This window comes from Pseudomonas inefficax, assembly GCF_900277125.1.
GTDB lineage: Bacteria > Pseudomonadota > Gammaproteobacteria > Pseudomonadales > Pseudomonadaceae > Aquipseudomonas > Aquipseudomonas inefficax.
The window spans coordinates 1-18123 of sequence record NZ_OPYN01000035.1 but is presented as its reverse complement, the minus strand read 5'-3'; the positions used below and the strand labels follow the sequence as shown (position 1 = coordinate 18123).

Annotated in this window: 15 protein-coding genes; 5 read left to right on the top strand and 10 right to left on the bottom strand. The window is 63.5% G+C overall.

Going from position 1 to position 18123, the window contains the following annotated elements; translation table 11 throughout:
- Positions 1-31 precede the first annotated feature (31 nt).
- The 6 genes from JV551A3_RS03485 to JV551A3_RS03460 form a co-directional block, all read right to left on the bottom strand.
- On the bottom strand, positions 32-859 hold the full coding sequence (locus tag JV551A3_RS03485; protein WP_003260880.1) for an ABC transporter permease: 828 nt from the start codon (positions 857-859) through the stop codon (positions 32-34).
- A gap of 11 nt (positions 860-870) precedes the next feature.
- Positions 871-2118, bottom strand: coding sequence for an ABC transporter permease (locus tag JV551A3_RS03480; protein WP_013970602.1), 1248 nt, complete (start codon positions 2116-2118; stop codon positions 871-873).
- Between the two features lie 211 nt (positions 2119-2329).
- Positions 2330-3364, bottom strand: coding sequence for an ABC transporter substrate-binding protein (locus JV551A3_RS03475; RefSeq protein WP_133970104.1), 1035 nt, complete (start codon positions 3362-3364; stop codon positions 2330-2332).
- A gap of 40 nt (positions 3365-3404) precedes the next feature.
- The gene (locus tag JV551A3_RS03470; protein ID WP_112251565.1) at positions 3405-4529 is read right to left on the bottom strand and encodes an ABC transporter ATP-binding protein; all 1125 of its coding nucleotides are present in this window, start codon (positions 4527-4529) and stop codon (positions 3405-3407) included.
- Positions 4530-4823: 294 nt separating this feature from the next.
- Entirely contained in the window at positions 4824-5456 is a 633-nt protein-coding gene (locus tag JV551A3_RS03465) for a response regulator (protein ID WP_177421245.1), read from the bottom strand.
- 7 nt (positions 5457-5463) lie between these two features.
- Positions 5464-7851, bottom strand: coding sequence for a PAS domain-containing sensor histidine kinase (locus JV551A3_RS03460; RefSeq protein ID WP_133970102.1), 2388 nt, complete (start codon positions 7849-7851; stop codon positions 5464-5466).
- 94 nt (positions 7852-7945) lie between these two features.
- Between JV551A3_RS03460 and JV551A3_RS03455 the strand changes: the two genes are divergently transcribed.
- A complete protein-coding gene (locus JV551A3_RS03455) occupies positions 7946-8938 on the top strand; it encodes an alpha/beta hydrolase family protein (RefSeq protein ID WP_133970101.1) in 993 nt (330 codons plus the stop codon).
- Between the two features lie 126 nt (positions 8939-9064).
- Here JV551A3_RS03455 and JV551A3_RS03450 read toward each other — a convergent pair whose 3' ends face one another.
- Genes JV551A3_RS03450 through JV551A3_RS03440 form a run of 3 tightly spaced genes read right to left on the bottom strand, consistent with a single transcriptional unit; the run spans position 9065 to position 11521 of the window.
- Positions 9065-9832 (bottom strand): TerB family tellurite resistance protein, encoded by a 768-nt coding sequence (locus JV551A3_RS03450; protein ID WP_112251558.1) that lies wholly within the window; start codon positions 9830-9832, stop codon positions 9065-9067.
- 1 nt (position 9833) lies between these two features.
- On the bottom strand, positions 9834-10505 hold the full coding sequence (gene murU / locus JV551A3_RS03445) for an N-acetylmuramate alpha-1-phosphate uridylyltransferase MurU (protein ID WP_133970100.1): 672 nt from the start codon (positions 10503-10505) through the stop codon (positions 9834-9836).
- Entirely contained in the window at positions 10502-11521 is a 1020-nt protein-coding gene (locus JV551A3_RS03440) for an aminoglycoside phosphotransferase family protein (RefSeq protein ID WP_133978344.1), read from the bottom strand. Before JV551A3_RS03440 ends, murU begins: the two co-directional genes overlap by 4 nt.
- A 130-nt stretch (positions 11522-11651) precedes the next feature.
- Here JV551A3_RS03440 and JV551A3_RS03435 point away from each other — a divergent pair, with 130 nt between their 5' ends.
- From JV551A3_RS03435 to rsmA, 4 genes are read left to right on the top strand one after another with little or no spacing between them, the layout of a single operon-like run.
- A complete protein-coding gene (locus tag JV551A3_RS03435) occupies positions 11652-14486 on the top strand; it encodes an LPS-assembly protein LptD (protein WP_133970098.1) in 2835 nt (944 codons plus the stop codon).
- Positions 14467-15786, top strand: a complete 1320-nt coding sequence (locus JV551A3_RS03430; protein ID WP_133970097.1) for a peptidylprolyl isomerase — start codon at positions 14467-14469, stop codon at positions 15784-15786. The genes JV551A3_RS03435 and JV551A3_RS03430 overlap by 20 nt, the downstream gene beginning before the upstream one ends.
- Positions 15783-16772, top strand: coding sequence for a 4-hydroxythreonine-4-phosphate dehydrogenase PdxA (gene pdxA / locus JV551A3_RS03425; protein WP_133970096.1), 990 nt, complete (start codon positions 15783-15785; stop codon positions 16770-16772). The genes JV551A3_RS03430 and pdxA overlap by 4 nt, the downstream gene beginning before the upstream one ends.
- Positions 16769-17569, top strand: coding sequence for a 16S rRNA (adenine(1518)-N(6)/adenine(1519)-N(6))-dimethyltransferase RsmA (gene rsmA / locus JV551A3_RS03420; RefSeq protein WP_133970095.1), 801 nt, complete (start codon positions 16769-16771; stop codon positions 17567-17569). Before pdxA ends, rsmA begins: the two co-directional genes overlap by 4 nt.
- Before the next feature lie 69 nt (positions 17570-17638).
- On the opposite strand, the gene JV551A3_RS03415 is transcribed toward rsmA, so the two are convergent.
- Positions 17639-18123: IS3 family transposase (locus JV551A3_RS03415; protein WP_133978342.1), on the bottom strand; the 485-nt coding region annotated here is incomplete at its 5' end.

Below are 18123 nucleotides of genomic sequence, written 5' to 3'. Positions count from 1 at the left end.
CAAGGGTAATGCGCAGGCCTTGAGCTACCAATCAAGCCGGCTGCTGGGTCCTTAGCTTCTCGCTACGCCCACGCAACCACTCCAGGGTCAGCAGCAACACTACCGAGAAGGCAATCAGCAAGGTCGCCGCCGCGGCAATGGTCGGGCTCAGGTTCTCGCGAATACCACTGAACATCTGCCGCGGCAGGGTCGCCTGCTCCGGCCCGGCCAGGAACAGTGTCACCACTACTTCGTCAAACGACGTGGCAAAGGCGAACAACGCCCCCGAAATCACCCCCGGCGCGATCAGCGGCAGGGTCACCCGGCGGAAAGTCAGCAGTGGCGAGGCGCCCAGGCTGGCCGCAGCGCGCACCAGGTTGTAGTTGAAGCCCTGCAAGGTCGCCGACACGGTAATGATGACGAACGGCACGCCCAGTACCGCATGCACCAGGATCAGCGAGGTGAAGCTGTTGCCCATGCCCAGGGGGGCAAAGAACAGGTAGCTGGCCACGCCGATGATCACCACCGGCACCACCATCGGCGAAATCACCAGTGCCATCACCAGCGACTTGCCCGGGAAGTCGCCACGGGTCAGGCCGATCGCCGCCAGGGTGCCGAACACCATGGCCAGCACCGTGGCTGCCGGGGCGACGATGATGCTGTTCTTCAGGGCCCGCATCCACTCGGCCGAGCCGAAGAAGTCCTGGTACCACTGCAGCGAGAAGCCCTGCAGCGGGTAAACCAGAAAACTGCCACTGTTGAACGACAGCGGCACGATCACCAGCACCGGCAGTATGAGGAACAGCAGGATCAAGCCGCAAAGAATGCGCAGGCTGTAGAACCACACCCGCTCCACGGGCGACATGTAAGGGCTCAGCATGACAAGGCTCCTCAGCTCAGGCGCAGGCGGCTGGCGCCGACCAGCCAGCTATAGATCAGGTACAACAGCACGGTCGCCAGCAGCAACAGCCCGCCCAGCGCGGTGGCCATGCCCCAGTTGATGCTGGTGTTGGTATAGAACGCCACGAAGTAGCTGACCATCTGGTCATTCGGGCTGCCCAGCAATGCCGGGGTAATGTAGTAGCCGATGGCCAGGATGAACACCAGCAGGCAGCCAGCGCCAACCCCGGCGTAGGTCTGCGGGAAGTACACCCGCCAGAAGCTGGCGAACGGGTGGCAGCCCAGCGAGATCGCCGCACGCATGTAGCTGGGCGAAATACCCTTCATCACGCTGTACAGCGGCAGGATCATGAACGGCAACAGGATGTGCACCATCGAGATGTACACGCCGGTGCGGTTGAACACCAGTTCCAGCGGCTGGTCGATGATGCCCATGGCCATCAGCGCGCTGTTGATCAGGCCACCCGACTGCAGCAGCACGATCCACGCTGCTACCCGCACCAGGATCGAAGTCCAGAATGGCAGCAGCACCAGGATCATCAGCAAGTTGCTCTGCCGGGTCGGCAGGTTGGCCAGCAGGTAGGCCAGCGGGTATGCAAGCACCAGGCAGATGGCGGTAATCACCACACCCATCCACAAGGTGCGGGCGAAGATGTCCAGGTAGATGGCCTGGTCCGGGGTGGCCTTGGCCAGTTCGCCAAGGTCATCGATACGGTGGTCGAGCGAAGCCAGCAGGTAGAACGAGGTGACCGTGCTGGTGTTGCGGCGGATCGCCTGCCAGTAGGCCGGGTCGCCCCAACGCTCGTCGAGAGCCTGCAAGGCATCTTTATAGGAAGCGGGTTCACTCTTGAACGGCAGCGCCCGCGCGGTCTTGGCCAACAGGCTGCGGTAACCGGCCAGCTCCATGTTCAGGCGTTTGGAAAGGTCGCCCAGGGTCTGGTTCTTGCGCGATTCGGCCAGGTCCTGGCTCAACGCCTTGTACACGTCTTCGCCCGGCAGGCTCTTGCCATCCCACTGGGTGATGACGCCCACGGTGCGCGGCAGGCCGCCGACCACTTCCGGGTTGCCGACGCTCTTGTACAGCAGCGCCGCGATCGGCACCAGGAACACCAGCAAAAGGAACAGCGCCAGCGGCGCGATCAACGCCTGCGCCTTCCAGCGGTTGACCCGCTCGGCGTGCTTGAGGCGCTGCTTGAGACTTGGACCTGCGCCTTCTTTGAGGGGCACTGCAATGGCCATGGCGAACTCCGCGATACGAACTGAAAAATGGGGCTGCTGCGCAGCCCATCGCCGGCAAGCCAGCTCCCACAGGTGCTGCACTGGCTTCGAGGCTTCTGATCCCTGTAGGAGCTTTCCCCACAGGTACTGCACTGGCCTCGGGGATGGCGCTGCCCCTGTGGGAGCTGGCTTGCCGGCGATGGGCCGCAAAGCGGCCCCCTACGCTGGTCCTTTACTTCTTCGCCGCCCAGGCGTTGAAGCGTTGCTCCAGCTGCTCGCTGTTGTCAGCCCAGAAGGCCACGTCGATCTGCACCTGGTTGGCAATGTTTTCAGGCGTGGTCGGCATGTCCTTCTTCACATCATCCGACAACAGGCTCACGGCCTTGGAATTGGCCGGGCCGTACGCGATGTTCTCGGAGTAGATCTTCTGCTGCTCAGGCTGCACGCTGAAAGCGATGAATTTCTTCGCTTCCTCGACATCCTTGGCACCTTTCGGGATGGCCCAGGCGTCGAAGTCATAGATGCCGCCATTCCACACAACCTTCAGGTTGCTCTCTTTCTGCACTGCAGCAATGCGGCCGTTGTAGGCCGAGCTCATGACCACGTCACCCGAGGCCAGGTACTGTGGCGGCTGGGCGCCGGCTTCCCACCACTGGATGCTTGGCTTGAGTTCGTCGAGCTTCTTGAAGGCGCGGTCCACACCCTCTTTGGTGCCCAGCACCTGGTATACATCCTTCGGCGCCACACCGTCGGCCATCAGGGCGAATTCCAAGGTGTACTTGGCACCCTTGCGCAGGCCGCGTTTGCCCGGGAATTTCTTGGTGTCCCAGAAGTCGGCCCAGCTGGTCGGTGCAGTCTTCAGCTTGTCGGCGTTGTAGGCCAGCACCGTGGACCATACGAAGAAGCCCACGCCGCATGGCTGGATGGCACCCGGCACATAGTCGGCCTCATTACCGAACAGGGCCGGGTCGAGTTCTTCGAACATGCCCTCGTCACAGCCGCGGGCCAGTTCTGGCGACTCTACTTCCACCAGGTTCCACGACACGCTCTTGGTGTCGACCATGGCTTTGACCTTGGCCATTTCGCCGTTGTACTCACCCGCGACGATCTTGCCCTTGCCGGCCTTTTCCCACGGCTCGTAGAACGCCTTGACCTGGGCCGCCTTGTTGGCGCCACCGAACGAGACCACGGTAAGGTCTGCGGCCATGGCTTGGCCGGCGGCGAACAGCCCCAGGGCCAGGGCGGTCAGTTTCAACTGCTTGCGCATTATTATTCTCTCCACAGTACAGGGTTGGTGAAGCAATCCATCAATGGGCTTCGGCAATCGGATCGAGCGCGCGGGCGTGCTCCACCTCCCAGCCCAGCGGTACCACATCGCCCACGGCCAGGGCCGGGTCGAGTTCGGCAATCGGCTGTTTCACGAAGAAGTCGCCCTTGCCGCAAACTTCCAGGCGCACCCGCACGTGGTCGCCCAGGTAAATGAATTCGGCCACCCGGCCCGAGAAGCGGTTCACGCAGCTTTCGCTATGGCCGTTCAGGCGCACGCGCTCCGGGCGGATCGACAGGGTCACCGGCTCGCCGGCCTGGCCGACATTCACCGCCAGCGCCTCGACCCGCTCGCCGCGCGGCAACTGCACCTGGCAGCGCTTGCCGTCACTGGCGAGCAAGGTGCCGTTGATGCGGTTGTTCTCGCCGATGAAGTTGGCGACGAAGGTGTTGCAGGGTTCTTCATACAGCGTGCGCGGATCGGCGATCTGCTGGATTTCGCCCTGGTGGAACACGGCCACCCGGTCGGACATGGTCAGCGCTTCGCCCTGATCGTGGGTCACGTACACCACGGTCACGCCCAGGCGCTGGTGGATGTGCTTGATCTCCATCTGCATGTGCTCACGCAGCTGCTTGTCCAGCGCGCCCAGCGGTTCGTCCATCAGTACCAGCTGCGGCTCGAACACCAGTGCCCGGGCCAGGGCCACACGCTGCTGCTGGCCGCCTGACAGCTGGCCGGGGTAACGCTTGGCGAAGGCGTCGAGCTGGACCATGTTAAGCACCCGCTTGACCCGCTCGCTGATGTCGGTCTTGCTCAGGTTGCGCACGGTCAGCGGGAAGGCCAGGTTCTCGGCCACGGTCATGTGCGGGAACAGCGCGTAGTTCTGGAACACCATGCCGATGTCGCGCTTGTGCGGCGGCACGTTGTTGATAGAACGCCCGGCCAGCTGGATTTCACCGGCGGTGGGAGTTTCGAAGCCGGCCAGCATCATCAGGCTGGTGGTCTTGCCCGAGCCGGACGGGCCAAGCAGGGTAAGGAACTCGCCCTTGCGAATATCCAGGTTGAGGTTTTTGACGATCAGCGACTCGCCGTCGTAGCTCTTCTGCACACCACGGAAGCTGACCAGCGTTTCGCTGGTTGCAGCGTTCGACTTCGCCTCGCTCATGCCTGCACCTTCTTGTTGGATGACTGCGTAGGCAAAGACTAGACAAGCGGCAAGCGCCGGAAAATCGGGGGTGCTGAGAGAATGCCATCATCCGCATGGAAGATTTGTTGTAGGGATTCCCCTACAAAGATGGCGGGTTTGGAATGCCTCCCCGAGCACTCCACTGAACCTGTGGGAGCGGGCGTGCCCGCGAAGAGGCCGGCGCAGCCATAGAGATCAGCAGGTCAGGCCCTTTCGCGGGCACGCCCGCTCCCACAGGGGTTCGCTACAGGCGGCAGGAGGTGCATGTCGCTATCAGACCAGCTTGTGCTCCATGGCGTACTTCACCAGCTCCGCCAGCGAGTTCACTTTCAGCTTTTGCATCAGGCGCGCCTTGTGGGTGCTGATGGTCTTGCTCGACAGCGCCAGCTGCTGGGCGATGTCGTTGACGTTGGCGCCCTGGGCCAGGCGTTCGAACACCGAAAACTCCCGCTCCGACAGCAGCGTGTGCAACGGCCGCGACTCGGTCAGGCCCACTTCGAAGACCATACGGTCGGCCAACGCCGGGTCGATATAGCGCCCGCCAGCGGCAACCCGACGAATCGCGGTCAGCAACAGCGCCGGGTCGCTGTCTTTGGTGGCATAGCCCGCCGCCCCGGCCTTCAGCGCCCGCGCCGCCATCTGCGCTTCATCGTGCATCGACAACATCAGGATCGCCGGGGCGTCGTGCAACGCGCGAATCCGTGGGATAGCCTCCAGGCCATTCACACCCGGCATCGAGATATCCAGCAGTACCACCTCGCACGGCGTGTGGCGCAAGGCTTCCAGCAACTGCTCGCCGTTACCGGCCTCCCCCGCCACCTGCATGTCCTTGGCCAGGCCAATCAACTGCTTGATGCCCTCACGGACTATGGTGTGGTCTTCGGCCACCAACACTCGAATCACGATCGCTCTCCTACTCCAACGGTATGGCTACGCTCAGGCTGGTGCCTTCGCCCGGTTCACTGTCCAGCGCCATGCTGCCGCCCAGCATCAGCACCCGCTCACGCACCCCTACCAGGCCGAACGAGGTGGGCCGGGGCTGGTCGCGGCAAAAGCCCTGGCCATCGTCGCTGACAGTCATGCGCAATTGCCCGTGCTCACGCACCAGTTCGATTTCCACGCTATGCGCCTGGGCATGGCGCATCACGTTGGTCAGCGCCTCCTGAAGGATACGGAACAGCCCTGTGGCCTTGGCATCGCTCAATGCTGGCAGATTATCCGGTACTTGCACCAGGCAAGGGATTTGCGTGCGTGCCTCGAAGCGCCGTGCCTGCCACTCGATGGCCGAGGCGATGCCGGCATCGAGAATCGGCGGACGCAGAGCGGTGGCCACGTCGCGTACCAACTGGAACAGTTGGGCGATCAGGCGCTTCATGCTGGCCAGCCGCTCGTTCAAACCCGGGTCCAGCTCGGCGAAGGCCAGCTCGCACATCGACACCTCCAGCTTGAGCACAGTCAGCATCTGCCCCAGTTCATCGTGCACTTCCCGGGCGATGCGGGCCTTTTCCTCTTCACGCACGCTCTCCAGGTGGGCCGACAGTTCGCGCAACTGCTCCTGGGACTTGGCCAGCGCCAGCTCGGCCCGTTTGCCCTGGGTGATGTCCCACACCACGCCGTCCCAGACTACTTGGCCATTGCCCAGGCGCCGGGTACTGGCCTTGATGTCGGCCCAGCGCTGCTCACCCTGGCGGGTGAGGATGCGCCCCTGCCAGGACCAGTCCTGGTCGCTGGCCAGGGCCAGGTCCTGTACCCGGTGGTAATCGGCACGGTCCTCGGGATGTACCAGATTGCGCAGGCCCATCTGCGGGTGCTGGATCTCGCTGGGCGAATAACCCACCAAGGCCTCGCTGCCCTCGCTGATGTAAGGAAATTCCAGGTCGCCCTCAGCCGGGTCGCGCTCCAGGCGGAACACCAGCCCCGGCACGTTGCCGGCAATGCCCTTGAGCCGCGCCTCGCTTTCGCGCAGGGCCGCCAGGGCACGGTGGCGCTCGGTGACATCGGCGAGGTACACCACCAGGTACTCGGAGTCACGAAAGCGCAGAAAACTCAGCGACAGCTCGACCGGCAGCAGGCTGTGGTCCGCCCGCCGGCACTGCGTCTCGAACTGGCCGACACCGCCGGCACCGGTACGCGCGCCCTTCCACAGCTCCAGCCAGCGGTCCATGGTCAGGCTGGGTTCAAAGTCGCTCAGCGGCCGCTCCAGCAGCGCGCCTTCGCCGTAGCCCAGCATTCGTTCGGCGGCATGGTTGGCGTAGCGTACGTGGCTGTCCCAGTTGACCCAGAGGATACCCACAGTGCTCTGGTCGATGGCGAATTGGCTCAGGCGCAATGCTTCTTCACGCACTTGCCGCTCCACCAGGCTTTCGCGCGTGGCCAGCAGGTTGCGCTCCAGCTGGCGCTGCTGCCGACGCTGCCACACCAGGGTGGCCAGCGCGCACAACAGCAGCATGCCGGACAGCAGGGCCAGGTTCTGCCAGAAACCCGTCGACTCACTCAGACGTGGGTACTTTGGCTGCAGCCAACGCTGGTGCAGTTGCTCCAGCTCCTTGGCCGGCAGCGCCTGCAGGCCACGCTCGAGCACATCGGCCAGCAGCGGCCAGTCGCGCCTCGAACCGATACGCAACAGTTGCGGCAGGCCGATATCGCCGACCACAGCCAGCTCGCCGAACTCGCTTTCGCGCGACAGGCGGCTGAGCTGGGCTTCATCCAGCACCGCGAAACTGGCCTGGCCGCCCACCACCAGTTGCAGGGCCTCGCGCTCGTTGGGCACCCCTTGCAGGTTGAGGTTGCCGTAGTTGCCGCGCAGGTAGTCTGCCAGTTGGCTGGGCATGCGCACCGCCACCCGCTGCTCGGCTTCGAGCGTTTCCAGTTCCACGGCCATGTTCCCGGTGCGCGGCCCCACCACCAGTTGCGGCACGCGCATGTACGGGTCGCTGAACAGCCACAGACGCAGGCTGGCGGGGGTCTGGGTAAGCCCCGGGGCAAAGTCGATTTCACCGGCCTGCAGGGCATGCTCAAGGCTGGCCTGGTCAGCGAAGTTGCGCCAGGTAAGGTCCAGTCGCAGCGCCTGCGCCAGGCTGCTCACCAGTTCCACGTTGGCCCCGTACAGCTGCTGCAGGCGCCGGTCGAACTGAGCGTAGGGCGCCTGCAACACCAGGCCGACACGCAGGCTGCGGTGTGTATCCAGCCATTGCTGCTGGGCAGGTTCCAAGGCAACCGTGGGCACGGCCTCGGGCCTGGCCAATGCAATCAAGGGCAGCCACAAGCAGCCGATAACCAACAGGCGACGCACTCGCTTCATCTACACGCTCGTCTTGGCAAAGCGGCCATGCAGCATGGCCGTCACGGGCAAATACTATTAGGCTGCCGGTATCATTCTGGCCCTGGGTTGACTCATGTCCACACTTTATCGCACGACGCTGGCAATGTGCTGCCTGGCTTCGATCCTTCCACTCGGCGCCCTGGCCGCCGATGCCGAAAAACCATCCACCAGCACCGAGGCACCCGCTGTCCAAGCCCCTCGCCCACCGCTGCTGGAGCGTAGCCAGGAGGATGCCCAGGCGCTCGAGCGGCTGGTGCCCAAGGCCGAACAGCAGACGCTGCAGGCCGGCGCCGACAGCTTCCTGGCCCTGTGGAAACCGGCCAACGACAGCGATCCACAGGGGGCGGTCATCATCGTCCCGGGGGCTGGCGAAACGGCTGACTGGCCGAACGCGGTCGGCCCGCTGCGGCAGAAGTTCCCCGATATCGGCTGGCACAGCCTGAGCATCAGCCTGCCCGACCTGCTGGCCGACAGCCCGCAGGCGCGGGTCGAGGCCAAGCCGGCTGCCGAGCCGGAGCCAGACAAGGGCGAAAGCGCCCCGGCCAAAGATGTGCCGGCCGATGCCAATGCCAACGTCGCCCAGGCTACGGCAGCCGATGCAGACACCGCTGAGAGCACTGACGCCAAGCAGGCCAGCGAGCAAACCGACCCGGCCGATGCCGAGCGCGTTTTTGCCCGCCTGGATGCTGCGGTGGCCTTTGCCCAGCAGCACAACGCCCGCAGCATCGTGCTGATTGGCCATGGCAGCGGCGCATATTGGGCGGCCCGCTACCTGAGCGAGAAACAGCCACCGCAGGTGCAGAAACTGGTGATGGTCGCCGCGCAGACGCCAGCGCGGGTGGAGCATGACCTGGAAAGCCTGGCGCCGACCTTGAAAGTACCGACTGCCGACATCTACTACGCCACCCGCAGCGCGGACCGCAATGCAGCCGCGCAGCGCCTGCAGGCCAGCAAGCGGCAGAAGGACAGCCAGTACCGGCAGTTGTCGCTGATTGCCATGCCGGGGAACAAGGCGGCCGAGCAGGAGCAACTGTTCCGCCGGGTGCGGGGGTGGATGAGCCTGTAGGAGCGGCCTTGTGCCGCGATGGGCCGCAAAGCGGCCCCAGCGGTATCTGTTGGGAAGCTGTCTACTTGGGGCCGCTACGCGCCCCATCGCGACACAAGGCCGCTCCTACAGCTACCGCGCAGGCCATCAAAGCCCCCGCCGCTTGCGGATCATGGCATAAGCCTGATGCAGCTCACGGGTGCGCTCGGTCGCTTCACGCACCTGCGCCTCGCTGGCACCAGTGCCCGCAAGCTTGTCCGGGTGGTGCCGGCTGACCAGCCGACGATACGCCTGCTTGACCTTGTCGCCATCGGTATCCGCCTCTACCGCCAGCAAGCGCAAGGCCGCCGCATAGGTCATGGCGACCCCTTCCGGAACCGCCGCCTTGCGTGGCTCGTACTCCAGCGACATGGCCTGTACCTGCCGCCGGCTCAGGCCCAGTTTCTGCCCCCAGTCCAGCAGCAGTTCTCGCTCCTTGTTGCCCATCTTGCCGTCGGCCCAGACCATGCGCCAACAGGCACGCAGGGTGCCCTCGGCCGCATGCGGCTGCTGGCGAATGCGCCGTAGGTGCCCACCCAGCCGGTCCTTGCCCGCCTTGCCACGGTTGAACGCGGCAATCGCGCGCAGCCGGGCCGCTTCGGCCAGGTCCAGGCGCACCATCTCCTGGCGCGCCTGCTGGATATGCTGCTCGCCCACCCGGCCATCGCACTTGGCCAGGCGCCCGAGCATCACGAACAGTAACTCGTCATCCTGCAAGGCCGGGCGCCCGCCCAGGCGTTCACGCATGTCCTCCCAGCCCTGCAAACGCAGGCGGCGGTCCATGGCCTGCCCAAGCAACGCGCCGAGCAAGGCCCCGGGAATGCTGGCAACCGCAAAGCCGGCACCGGCACCAATCACCGTGCTTGGCCACCACATGTCAGGCGCGCTCGCCGATCAGGCGCTCGGCCTCGGCCAGGCGTTCGAGGGTACCGACATCCACCCAGTGCCCACGGTAATGCTCACCACTGACCTGCCCCGCAGCCATGGCCTGGCGCAGCAGCGGCGCCAGCTTGAAGGCGCCAGGCTGGCAACCTTCGAATAGCGCCGGGTGCAGCACCGAAAGGCCGCTGAAGGTCAGCGTGCCAGGTGCATCGTCACCATCGACCACTCGCTCGCCCACCAGGCGGAAGTCGCCACGGCCGTGATGGCCAGGGTTATCGACCAGCACCAGGTGGGCCAGGCCTTGCAGTGGGGCCTGCAGTCGCGCGAAGTCGTAGTCGGTCCAGACATCGCCGTTCACCAGCAGGAACGGCGCATCACCCAGCAATGGCAGGGCCTTGAAGATGCCACCGCCGGTTTCCAGCGGCTCGCCTTCGGGCGAATAGCGGATGCTCAAGCCGAAACGGCTGCCGTCACCCAGGTGGTCCTGGATCTGCTGGCCGAGCCAGGCATGGTTGATCACCACCTCGGTCACGCCTGCCGCAGCCAGGGCCCGCAGGTGGTACTCGATCAGTGGCTGACCGGCGACCGGGACCAGCGGTTTCGGGGTGTGCAGGGTCAGCGGGCGCATGCGCTCGCCTTTGCCCGCAGCCAAAATCATTGCCTTCATGCACGCGCTCCGGCCTGCAACTCGGCAATCAGCTCACCCAGCTCCGCCAATTCGGGCCGGCGGCTGATCACTTCTTCTATATAGGCGAAGAAGCGCGGCACGTCGCCCAGGTAACGGGGTTTGCCGTCGCGGTGGCAGATACGGGCAAAGATACCAATCACCTTCAGGTGGCGCTGCACACCCATCAGGTCACTGGCACGTTGGAACGCCTCGAAGTCGGCCTGCACCGGGATGCCGGCAGCCTGCGCCTTCTGCCAGTAGTCGCGCAGCCAGCCTTCGACCCGCGCCTGCGGCCAGCTGAGGAAGGCGTCCTTGAACAGGCAGGTGATGTCGTAGGTGACAGGGCCATATACGGCATCCTGGAAGTCCAGCACGCCTGGGTTGGGTGTGCTCTGCATCAGGTTGCGCGGCATGTAGTCGCGGTGCACCAGCACCTTGGGCTGGGCCAGCGCGCTGTCGATCAGCAGTTGGCTGACTCGTTGCCAGGTGGCTTTCTGGGCATCGCTGAGGGCCACGCCAAGCTCACGGCCCACGTACCACTCGGGGAACAGTTCGACTTCACGGCGCAGCAACGCATCGTCGTAGCTGGGTAACGGCGCGTCCATCGGCAGGCATTGGAACGCCAGCAGCGCGTCGATCGCATCGGCGAACAGGCCGTCGGCGTTGTCTGCATCAATGATATCAAGGTATGTCTGGTGACCCAGGTCACCCAGCAGCAGGAAGCCACGCTCAAGGTCCTGGGCGTGGATCAGCGGCACGTGCACATCGGCGCTGGCCAGCAGGTGGTCGATGGCGACGAACGGTCGGCAGTTTTCCTGCGGCGGTGGTGCATCCATGATGACGAAGCTGTGGCCGGCGCCCTGCCAGCGGAAATAACGACGGAAGCTGGCATCGCTGCTGGCCGCGGTCAGGCTGCCTGCGGGCACATCGCCCCAGTCATTTTTTTGGAAAAGATCATTGAGCTGCTCATCGAGCCAGACCGTCAGTTGTTGCAGGCGTACATCGTGTTCAGGCATTACAAGGGTCTCCGACGGCCCTAGCCGTCAAGCGGGTCATGCTTTATTATCCAGCATCTTTTTCAGACCATCGAGAGGCGTGCGGCCCCACACGCGGGCAGATGGCACGCAGGAAGCCCGGACTAATAAGATGGCATTGAAATCCCCCGCGTTTCGTAGAAAGTTTCCGTTGCTGGTAACCGGCGGTCTGCTGGCCCTGCAACCTCTGGCCACGTCTTACGTGGTGGCAGCCGAACAGTTTGACTGCCAAGTGTCCGCCTCCGGTGGTTGGGACTGCAAGCCCAAGACCCCAGCCAACAACCTGCCGCCGCGCCCGGTGCACGAGGGTGCTGCTGTCAGCACCGGCACCGAAGCCGCAAGCGAAGGCGAAACCGCGGACCGGCCTATGCTGGTCACCGAGGCCAAAGGCCGTGGCCTGAAGTCGCGTAGCGAAGACTACAGCCACCTGGACTGGGTTCCGCGTGAAAAGCTCACCGCCGCACAGCTGGCCGAAACCGGCCCGTACTGCGGTGGCGCGTACATCGAGCCAACCCGCCCGGGCATGGCCGACACCACGCCGAAGGACGAGTCGCCGACCTACATCAACGCCAAGGTATCCAAGTACCAGCAGGAGCAGCAGATCGCTACCCTCGCCGGTGACGTGGTGATGCGCCAGGGCAGCATGCAGGCCGAGGCCGACGAGGCCAACCTCTACCAGACCGAAAACCGTGGCGAGCTCAAGGGCAACGTCAAGATCCGTGACAACGGTTCGCTGGTGGTCGGTGACGAGGCACAGATCCAGCTCGACACGGGCGAAGCCCAGGTCGACAACGCCGAATACGTGATGCACAAGTCGCACATCCGCGGCAGCGCCCTGTACGCTAAACGTGGCGAAAACGCCATTATCCGCCTCAAGGACGGTACGTACACCACCTGCGAACCAGGCAGCAACGCCTGGCAGCTGAAGGGCAACAACATCACCCTGAACCCGGCCACCGGTTTCGGTACCGCGACCAACGTCACGCTGCGGGTCAAGGATTTCCCGGTGTTCTACACACCGTACATCTACTTCCCGATCGACGACCGTCGCCAGTCCGGCTTCCTGCCGCCGTCGTTCAGCAGCACCAGCGATACCGGCTTCATGCTGGTTACGCCGTACTACTTCAACCTGGCTCCGAACTACGATGCCACGTTGTACCCGCGCTACATGACCAAGCGCGGCCTGCTGATGGAAGGCGAGTTCCGCTACCTGACGCCTTCGAGCGAAGGCCAGTTCGGTGGCGCGTACCTCAACGACAAGAACGACGACCGCAAAGACCAGACTGACTACAAAGAGCAGCGCTGGATGGTCAACTGGCAGCACAAGGGCGGGCTGGACGAGCGCCTGATGGCTGAAGTGGACTACACCGACATCAGCGATCCGTTCTACTTCCAGGATCTGGAGTCCGATCAGATTGGTGTTGAGTCCAAGGACCTGCTCAATCAGCAAGGTGCCTTGACCTACCGTGGTGACAGCTACACGGCACGCCTTAACGTGCATGCCTACGAGATGGCGACCATCTCGAAGATCACGCCGTATGATCGCCTGCCGCAGATTACCCTAAACGGTAAGTTGCCGTTCGAGCCTGGCGGCTTGAACTTCGGCTATGAAACCGAAGCCGTTCGCTTTGACCGCGATCTGAAAAATGATCTGGTTTTCAACGAGGATGGCCAACCTGATACGACTGCTGGGGTTGTAGTTGATCCTGTAACACGTGAAGTGCTGGGCGGGCGCCGTCTAGATCAGAACATCTTCGGTAACGCCCGATCCAATGGTACGCGTCTGAATGTCGCGCCTTCCATTAGCCTGCCTATGGAAGCCAGCTATGGCTATATCACGCCAAAGCTGAAGTACATGTACACCCACTACGACCTGGATCTGGATAGTAAGGGTAAGCAAGACCTTATTGATAACCCCGGACGAATCGATCTGTACGGCGACTTCAAGAGCAACCAGAACCGCGACGTTCCGATTCTCAGTGTCGATAGCGGCCTGTATTTCGACCGTGACACCTCTATGTTCGGTACAAACTACCGCCAGACTCTCGAGCCGCGTCTGTTCTACCTCTACGTACCATACAAGGACCAGACCGATATCCCGTTGTTCAGCACGGGTGAAACGGTGTTCAGCTACGACTCGCTGTTCCGCGACAACCGCTTCAGCGGTATCGACCGTATCGGCGACGAAAACAAGCTGTCGTTGGGCGTGACCACGCGCTGGATCGAAGAAAACGGCTTCGAGCGCCAGAACTTCAGCATCGGCCAGGCGTACTACTTCAAGGACCGTAAAGTCCAACTGCCTGGTATCGACTACCGCACCCGCACCGACTCGCAGTCCGACGTATCGCCGTACGCGCTGATGTACAACTACTACTTCAACCGCGACTGGCGCTTCAACTCGAACTACAACTGGGACCCGGACACCCGCAGCCCACGCTCGGGCGCTGCGATGTTCCACTACCAGCCTGAAGACAACCCGAACAAGGTGGTCAACCTCGGTTATCGCTACCGTAACGACACCATCGCCTACGACTCCACGACCGGTACCTGGAAAGTGGGCGGCGGCGACTATGGCACCCCGGGCAGCCCTAACTACGTGAAGGACTACTACAAGATCCAGCAGCATGACTTCTCGGTCATCTGGCCGATCGTTCCGCAGTGGAGCGTGATCGCTCGCTGGCAGCATGACTACAACCGCAACCGCACCCTGGAAGCCATGGGCGGTTTCGAGTACGACAACTGCTGCTGGAAGCTGCGCCTGATCAACCGTTACTGGATCGACTACGACGACTTCAGCCAGGCTCTTCCGCAGAACGAAAAAGGCGACCACGGCATCTTCCTTCAGATCGTCCTGAAAGGCCTCGGTGGTGTAGTCGGCAACAAGGTCGAATCTTTCCTCGACCAAGGCATTCAAGGTTATCGTGAACGTGAAGACCAAGCTTATTGATCGACTGCGCCCGGCGTTGCTGGGCGTTGCATTGCTGAGTGGCGCGGTGCATGCCGCGGTGCAACCTCTTGATCGCGTGGTGGCCATCGTCGACAACGACGTGGTCATGCAAAGCCAGCTGGACCAGCGTGTCCGCGAGGTTCAGCAAACCATCGCCAAGCGCGGCGGCGGCATGCCGCCTGCCGGTGCGCTGGACCAGCAGGTGCTGGAACGCCTGATCGTCGAGAACCTGCAGCTGCAGATCGGCGAGCGCTCCGGCATCCGCATCACCGACGAAGAACTGAACCAGGCCATGGGCACCATTGCCCAGCGCAACGGCATGTCGCTGGACCAGTTCCGCGCCGCCCTGGCCCGTGACGGCATGTCGTTCGATGACGCCCGCGAGCAGGTCAAGCGCGAGATGATCATCAGCCGCGTGCGCCAACGCCGCGTGGCCGAGCGTATCCAGGTGTCCGAGCAGGAAGTGAAGAACTTCCTCAACTCCGACCTTGGCAAGATGCAGATGTCGGAAGAGTACCGCCTGGCCAACATCCTGATCCCGACCCCGGAGGCGGCCAACTCGGAAGCCATCCAGGCCGCTGCGCGCCAGGTTGGCGAGGTGTACCAGCAGCTCAAGCAGGGCGCGGACTTCGGCCAGATGGCCATTGCCCGCTCCGCCAGCGAAAACGCCCTGGAAGGCGGCGAGATGGGCTGGCGTAAAGCCGGCCAGTTGCCACCGGACTTCGCCAAGATGCTCAGCAGCATGCCGGTGGGTGAAATCACCCAACCGATCCGCATCCCCAACGGCTTCATCATCCTCAAGCTCGAGGAGAAGCGCGGTGGCAGCGAGAACGTGCTGCGTGACGAAGTGCACGTGCGCCACATCCTGATCAAGCCGAGCGAAATCCGCAGCGAGGCGGCCACCGAGCAACTGGCAGAGCGCCTGTACGAGCGCATCAAGGACGGCGAAGACTTCGGCGAGCTGGCCAAGAGCTTCTCGGAAGACCCGGGTTCGGCGCTCAACGGCGGCGACCTCAACTGGGTTGACCCGAACAGCCTGGTACCGGAGTTCCGCGAGCAGATGGCCAACGCCGCCCAAGGCGAAGTCACCCGTCCGTTCAAGACCCAGTACGGCTGGCATGTCCTGGAAGTGCTGGGCCGTCGCGCCACCGACAGCACCGAGCAGGCGCGTGAGCAACAGGCCATGAACGTACTGCGCAACCGCAAGTACGACGAAGAGCTGCAGACCTGGCTGCGCCAGATCCGCGACGAAGCCTACGTTGAAATCAAGCTGCCTGGCGCTGACCAGGCCGCCCAGTGAAGCCCCTGCGCTTCGCCGTCACCCCCGGCGAGCCGGCCGGCATAGGCCCCGACCTGTGCCTGCTGCTCGCCGCAGACGCCCAGCCCCACCCCCTGATCGCCATCACCAGCCGTGACCTACTCGCCGAGCGGGCCACGCAGCTGGGGCTGGCCGTCAACCTGCTGCCGGTAGCGCCGGGCCAATGGCCTGAGCAGCCGGCGCCAGCGGGTAGCCTGTACGTCTGGGATACCGCTCTGGCGGCCCCGGTAGTGCCAGGCCTGCTCGACAAGGCCAATGCGGCGTTCGTGCTGGAAACCCTGACCCGTGCCGGGCAAGGTTGCCTGGACGGGCATTTCGCCGGGATGATTACCGCCCCGGTACACAAGGGCGTGATCAACGAAAGCGGTATCGCCTTCTCCGGGCATACCGAGTTCCTTGCCGAACTGACCCACACCGCGCAAGTGGTGATGATGCTGGCTACCCGAGGCCTGCGCGTGGCCCTGGTGACCACGCACCTGCCGCTGCGCGACATTGCCGACGCCATCACTGCCGAGCGCGTCGAGCGTGTAACCCGTATCCTGCATGCCGACATGCGCGACAAGTTCGGCATTGCCAACCCGCGCATCCTGGTGTGCGGCCTCAACCCGCACGCGGGCGAGGGTGGCCATCTGGGCCGCGAAGAAATCGACATCATCGAGCCGACACTGGCCCGTCTGCGCACCGAAGGCATGGACCTGCGCGGGCCGCTGCCGGCCGATACCCTGTTTACCCCCAAATATCTGGAGCACTGCGATGCGGTGCTGGCGATGTACCACGACCAGGGCCTGCCCGTACTCAAGTACAAAGGCTTCGGCGCTGCGGTCAACGTGACCCTGGGCCTGCCGATCATCCGCACGTCGGTCGACCACGGCACCGCCCTGGACCTTGCCGGCACCGGCAAGGTCGACACCGGCAGCCTGCGCGTCGCGCTGGAAACCGCCTACCAGATGGCCGAGAACCGACCATGAACGAGCAATACCAACACCGCGCGCGCAAGCGCTTCGGCCAGAACTTCCTGCACGACGCCGGCATCATCGACCGCATCCTGCGTGCCATCAATGCCAAGGCCGGCGAACATCTGCTGGAAATCGGCCCCGGCCAGGGCGCCCTGACCGAAGGCCTGCTGGGCAGCGGGGCACAGCTGGACGTGGTGGAACTGGACAAGGACCTGGTGCCGATCCTGCAGCACAAGTTCGCTGGCCGCAGCAATTTCCGCCTGCACCAGGGCGACGCCCTGAAGTTCGACTTCAACCAGCTGGGCGTGCCACCGCGCAGCCTCAAGGTGGTGGGCAACCTGCCTTACAACATCTCCACCCCACTGATCTTCCACCTGCTCAGCCATGCCGGGCTGATCCGCGACATGCACTTCATGCTGCAGAAGGAAGTGGTCGAGCGCATGGCCGCCGGCCCTGGTGGTGGTGACTGGGGGCGCTTGTCGATCATGGTGCAGTACCACTGCCGGGTCGAGCACCTGTTCAACGTTGGCCCTGGCGCCTTCAACCCACCGCCGAAAGTGGACTCGGCCATCGTCCGCCTGGTGCCGCACGAAGTGCTGCCACACCCGGCCAAGGATGCAAAACTGCTGGAGCAGGTGGTACGCGAAGCCTTCAACCAGCGCCGCAAGACCCTGCGCAATACCATGAAAGGCCTGCTCGACAGTGCGGCCATCGAAGCTGCCGGCGTGGACGGCAGCCTGCGCCCTGAACAGCTGGACCTGGCCGCATTCGTGCGCCTGGCTGACCAGTTGGCCGATCAGCAAGCCTGATTCGCCTGTACCGGCCTCTTCGCGGGTAAACTGTTCTGGTCAAGTATTTCCGGACACCAGTTACGGTGATCAAGCCGCCTGCTGCTCCATAGCTATTGGCGACAAGTAGTTGTTGTAGCTATGGAGTCTGATTCGGTTGTATCGCATGAAGAAGCTGGTCATGTCCTGCTTGGCCTCTTCAATTTCCTTGTAGCCCTTGGGCGGCACCCATTCTGACTTGAGCGTCCCAAAGAAACGCTCTGTCGGTGCGTTATCCCAGCATTGTCCCCTCCGGCTCATGCTCTGCGTTATCCCATGCTCAAGCAGCTCGGACTGGAAGCGCTGGCTGGTGTATTGGCAGCCTTGATCCGAGTGAAACATCAAGCCTGCATGCTTGCCCCTGACCCCTACCGCCATCCTCAGCGCCTTGCTAACCAAGTTGGCGTCGTTGATCAGGGAAAACGCCCAGCCAACGATCCGACGCGCGAACAAATCAATCACTACTGCTAGGTGATACCAGCGCTTCCCGACCATCAAACTGGTCACATCACCGCACCAGACCTGGTTAATTGCTG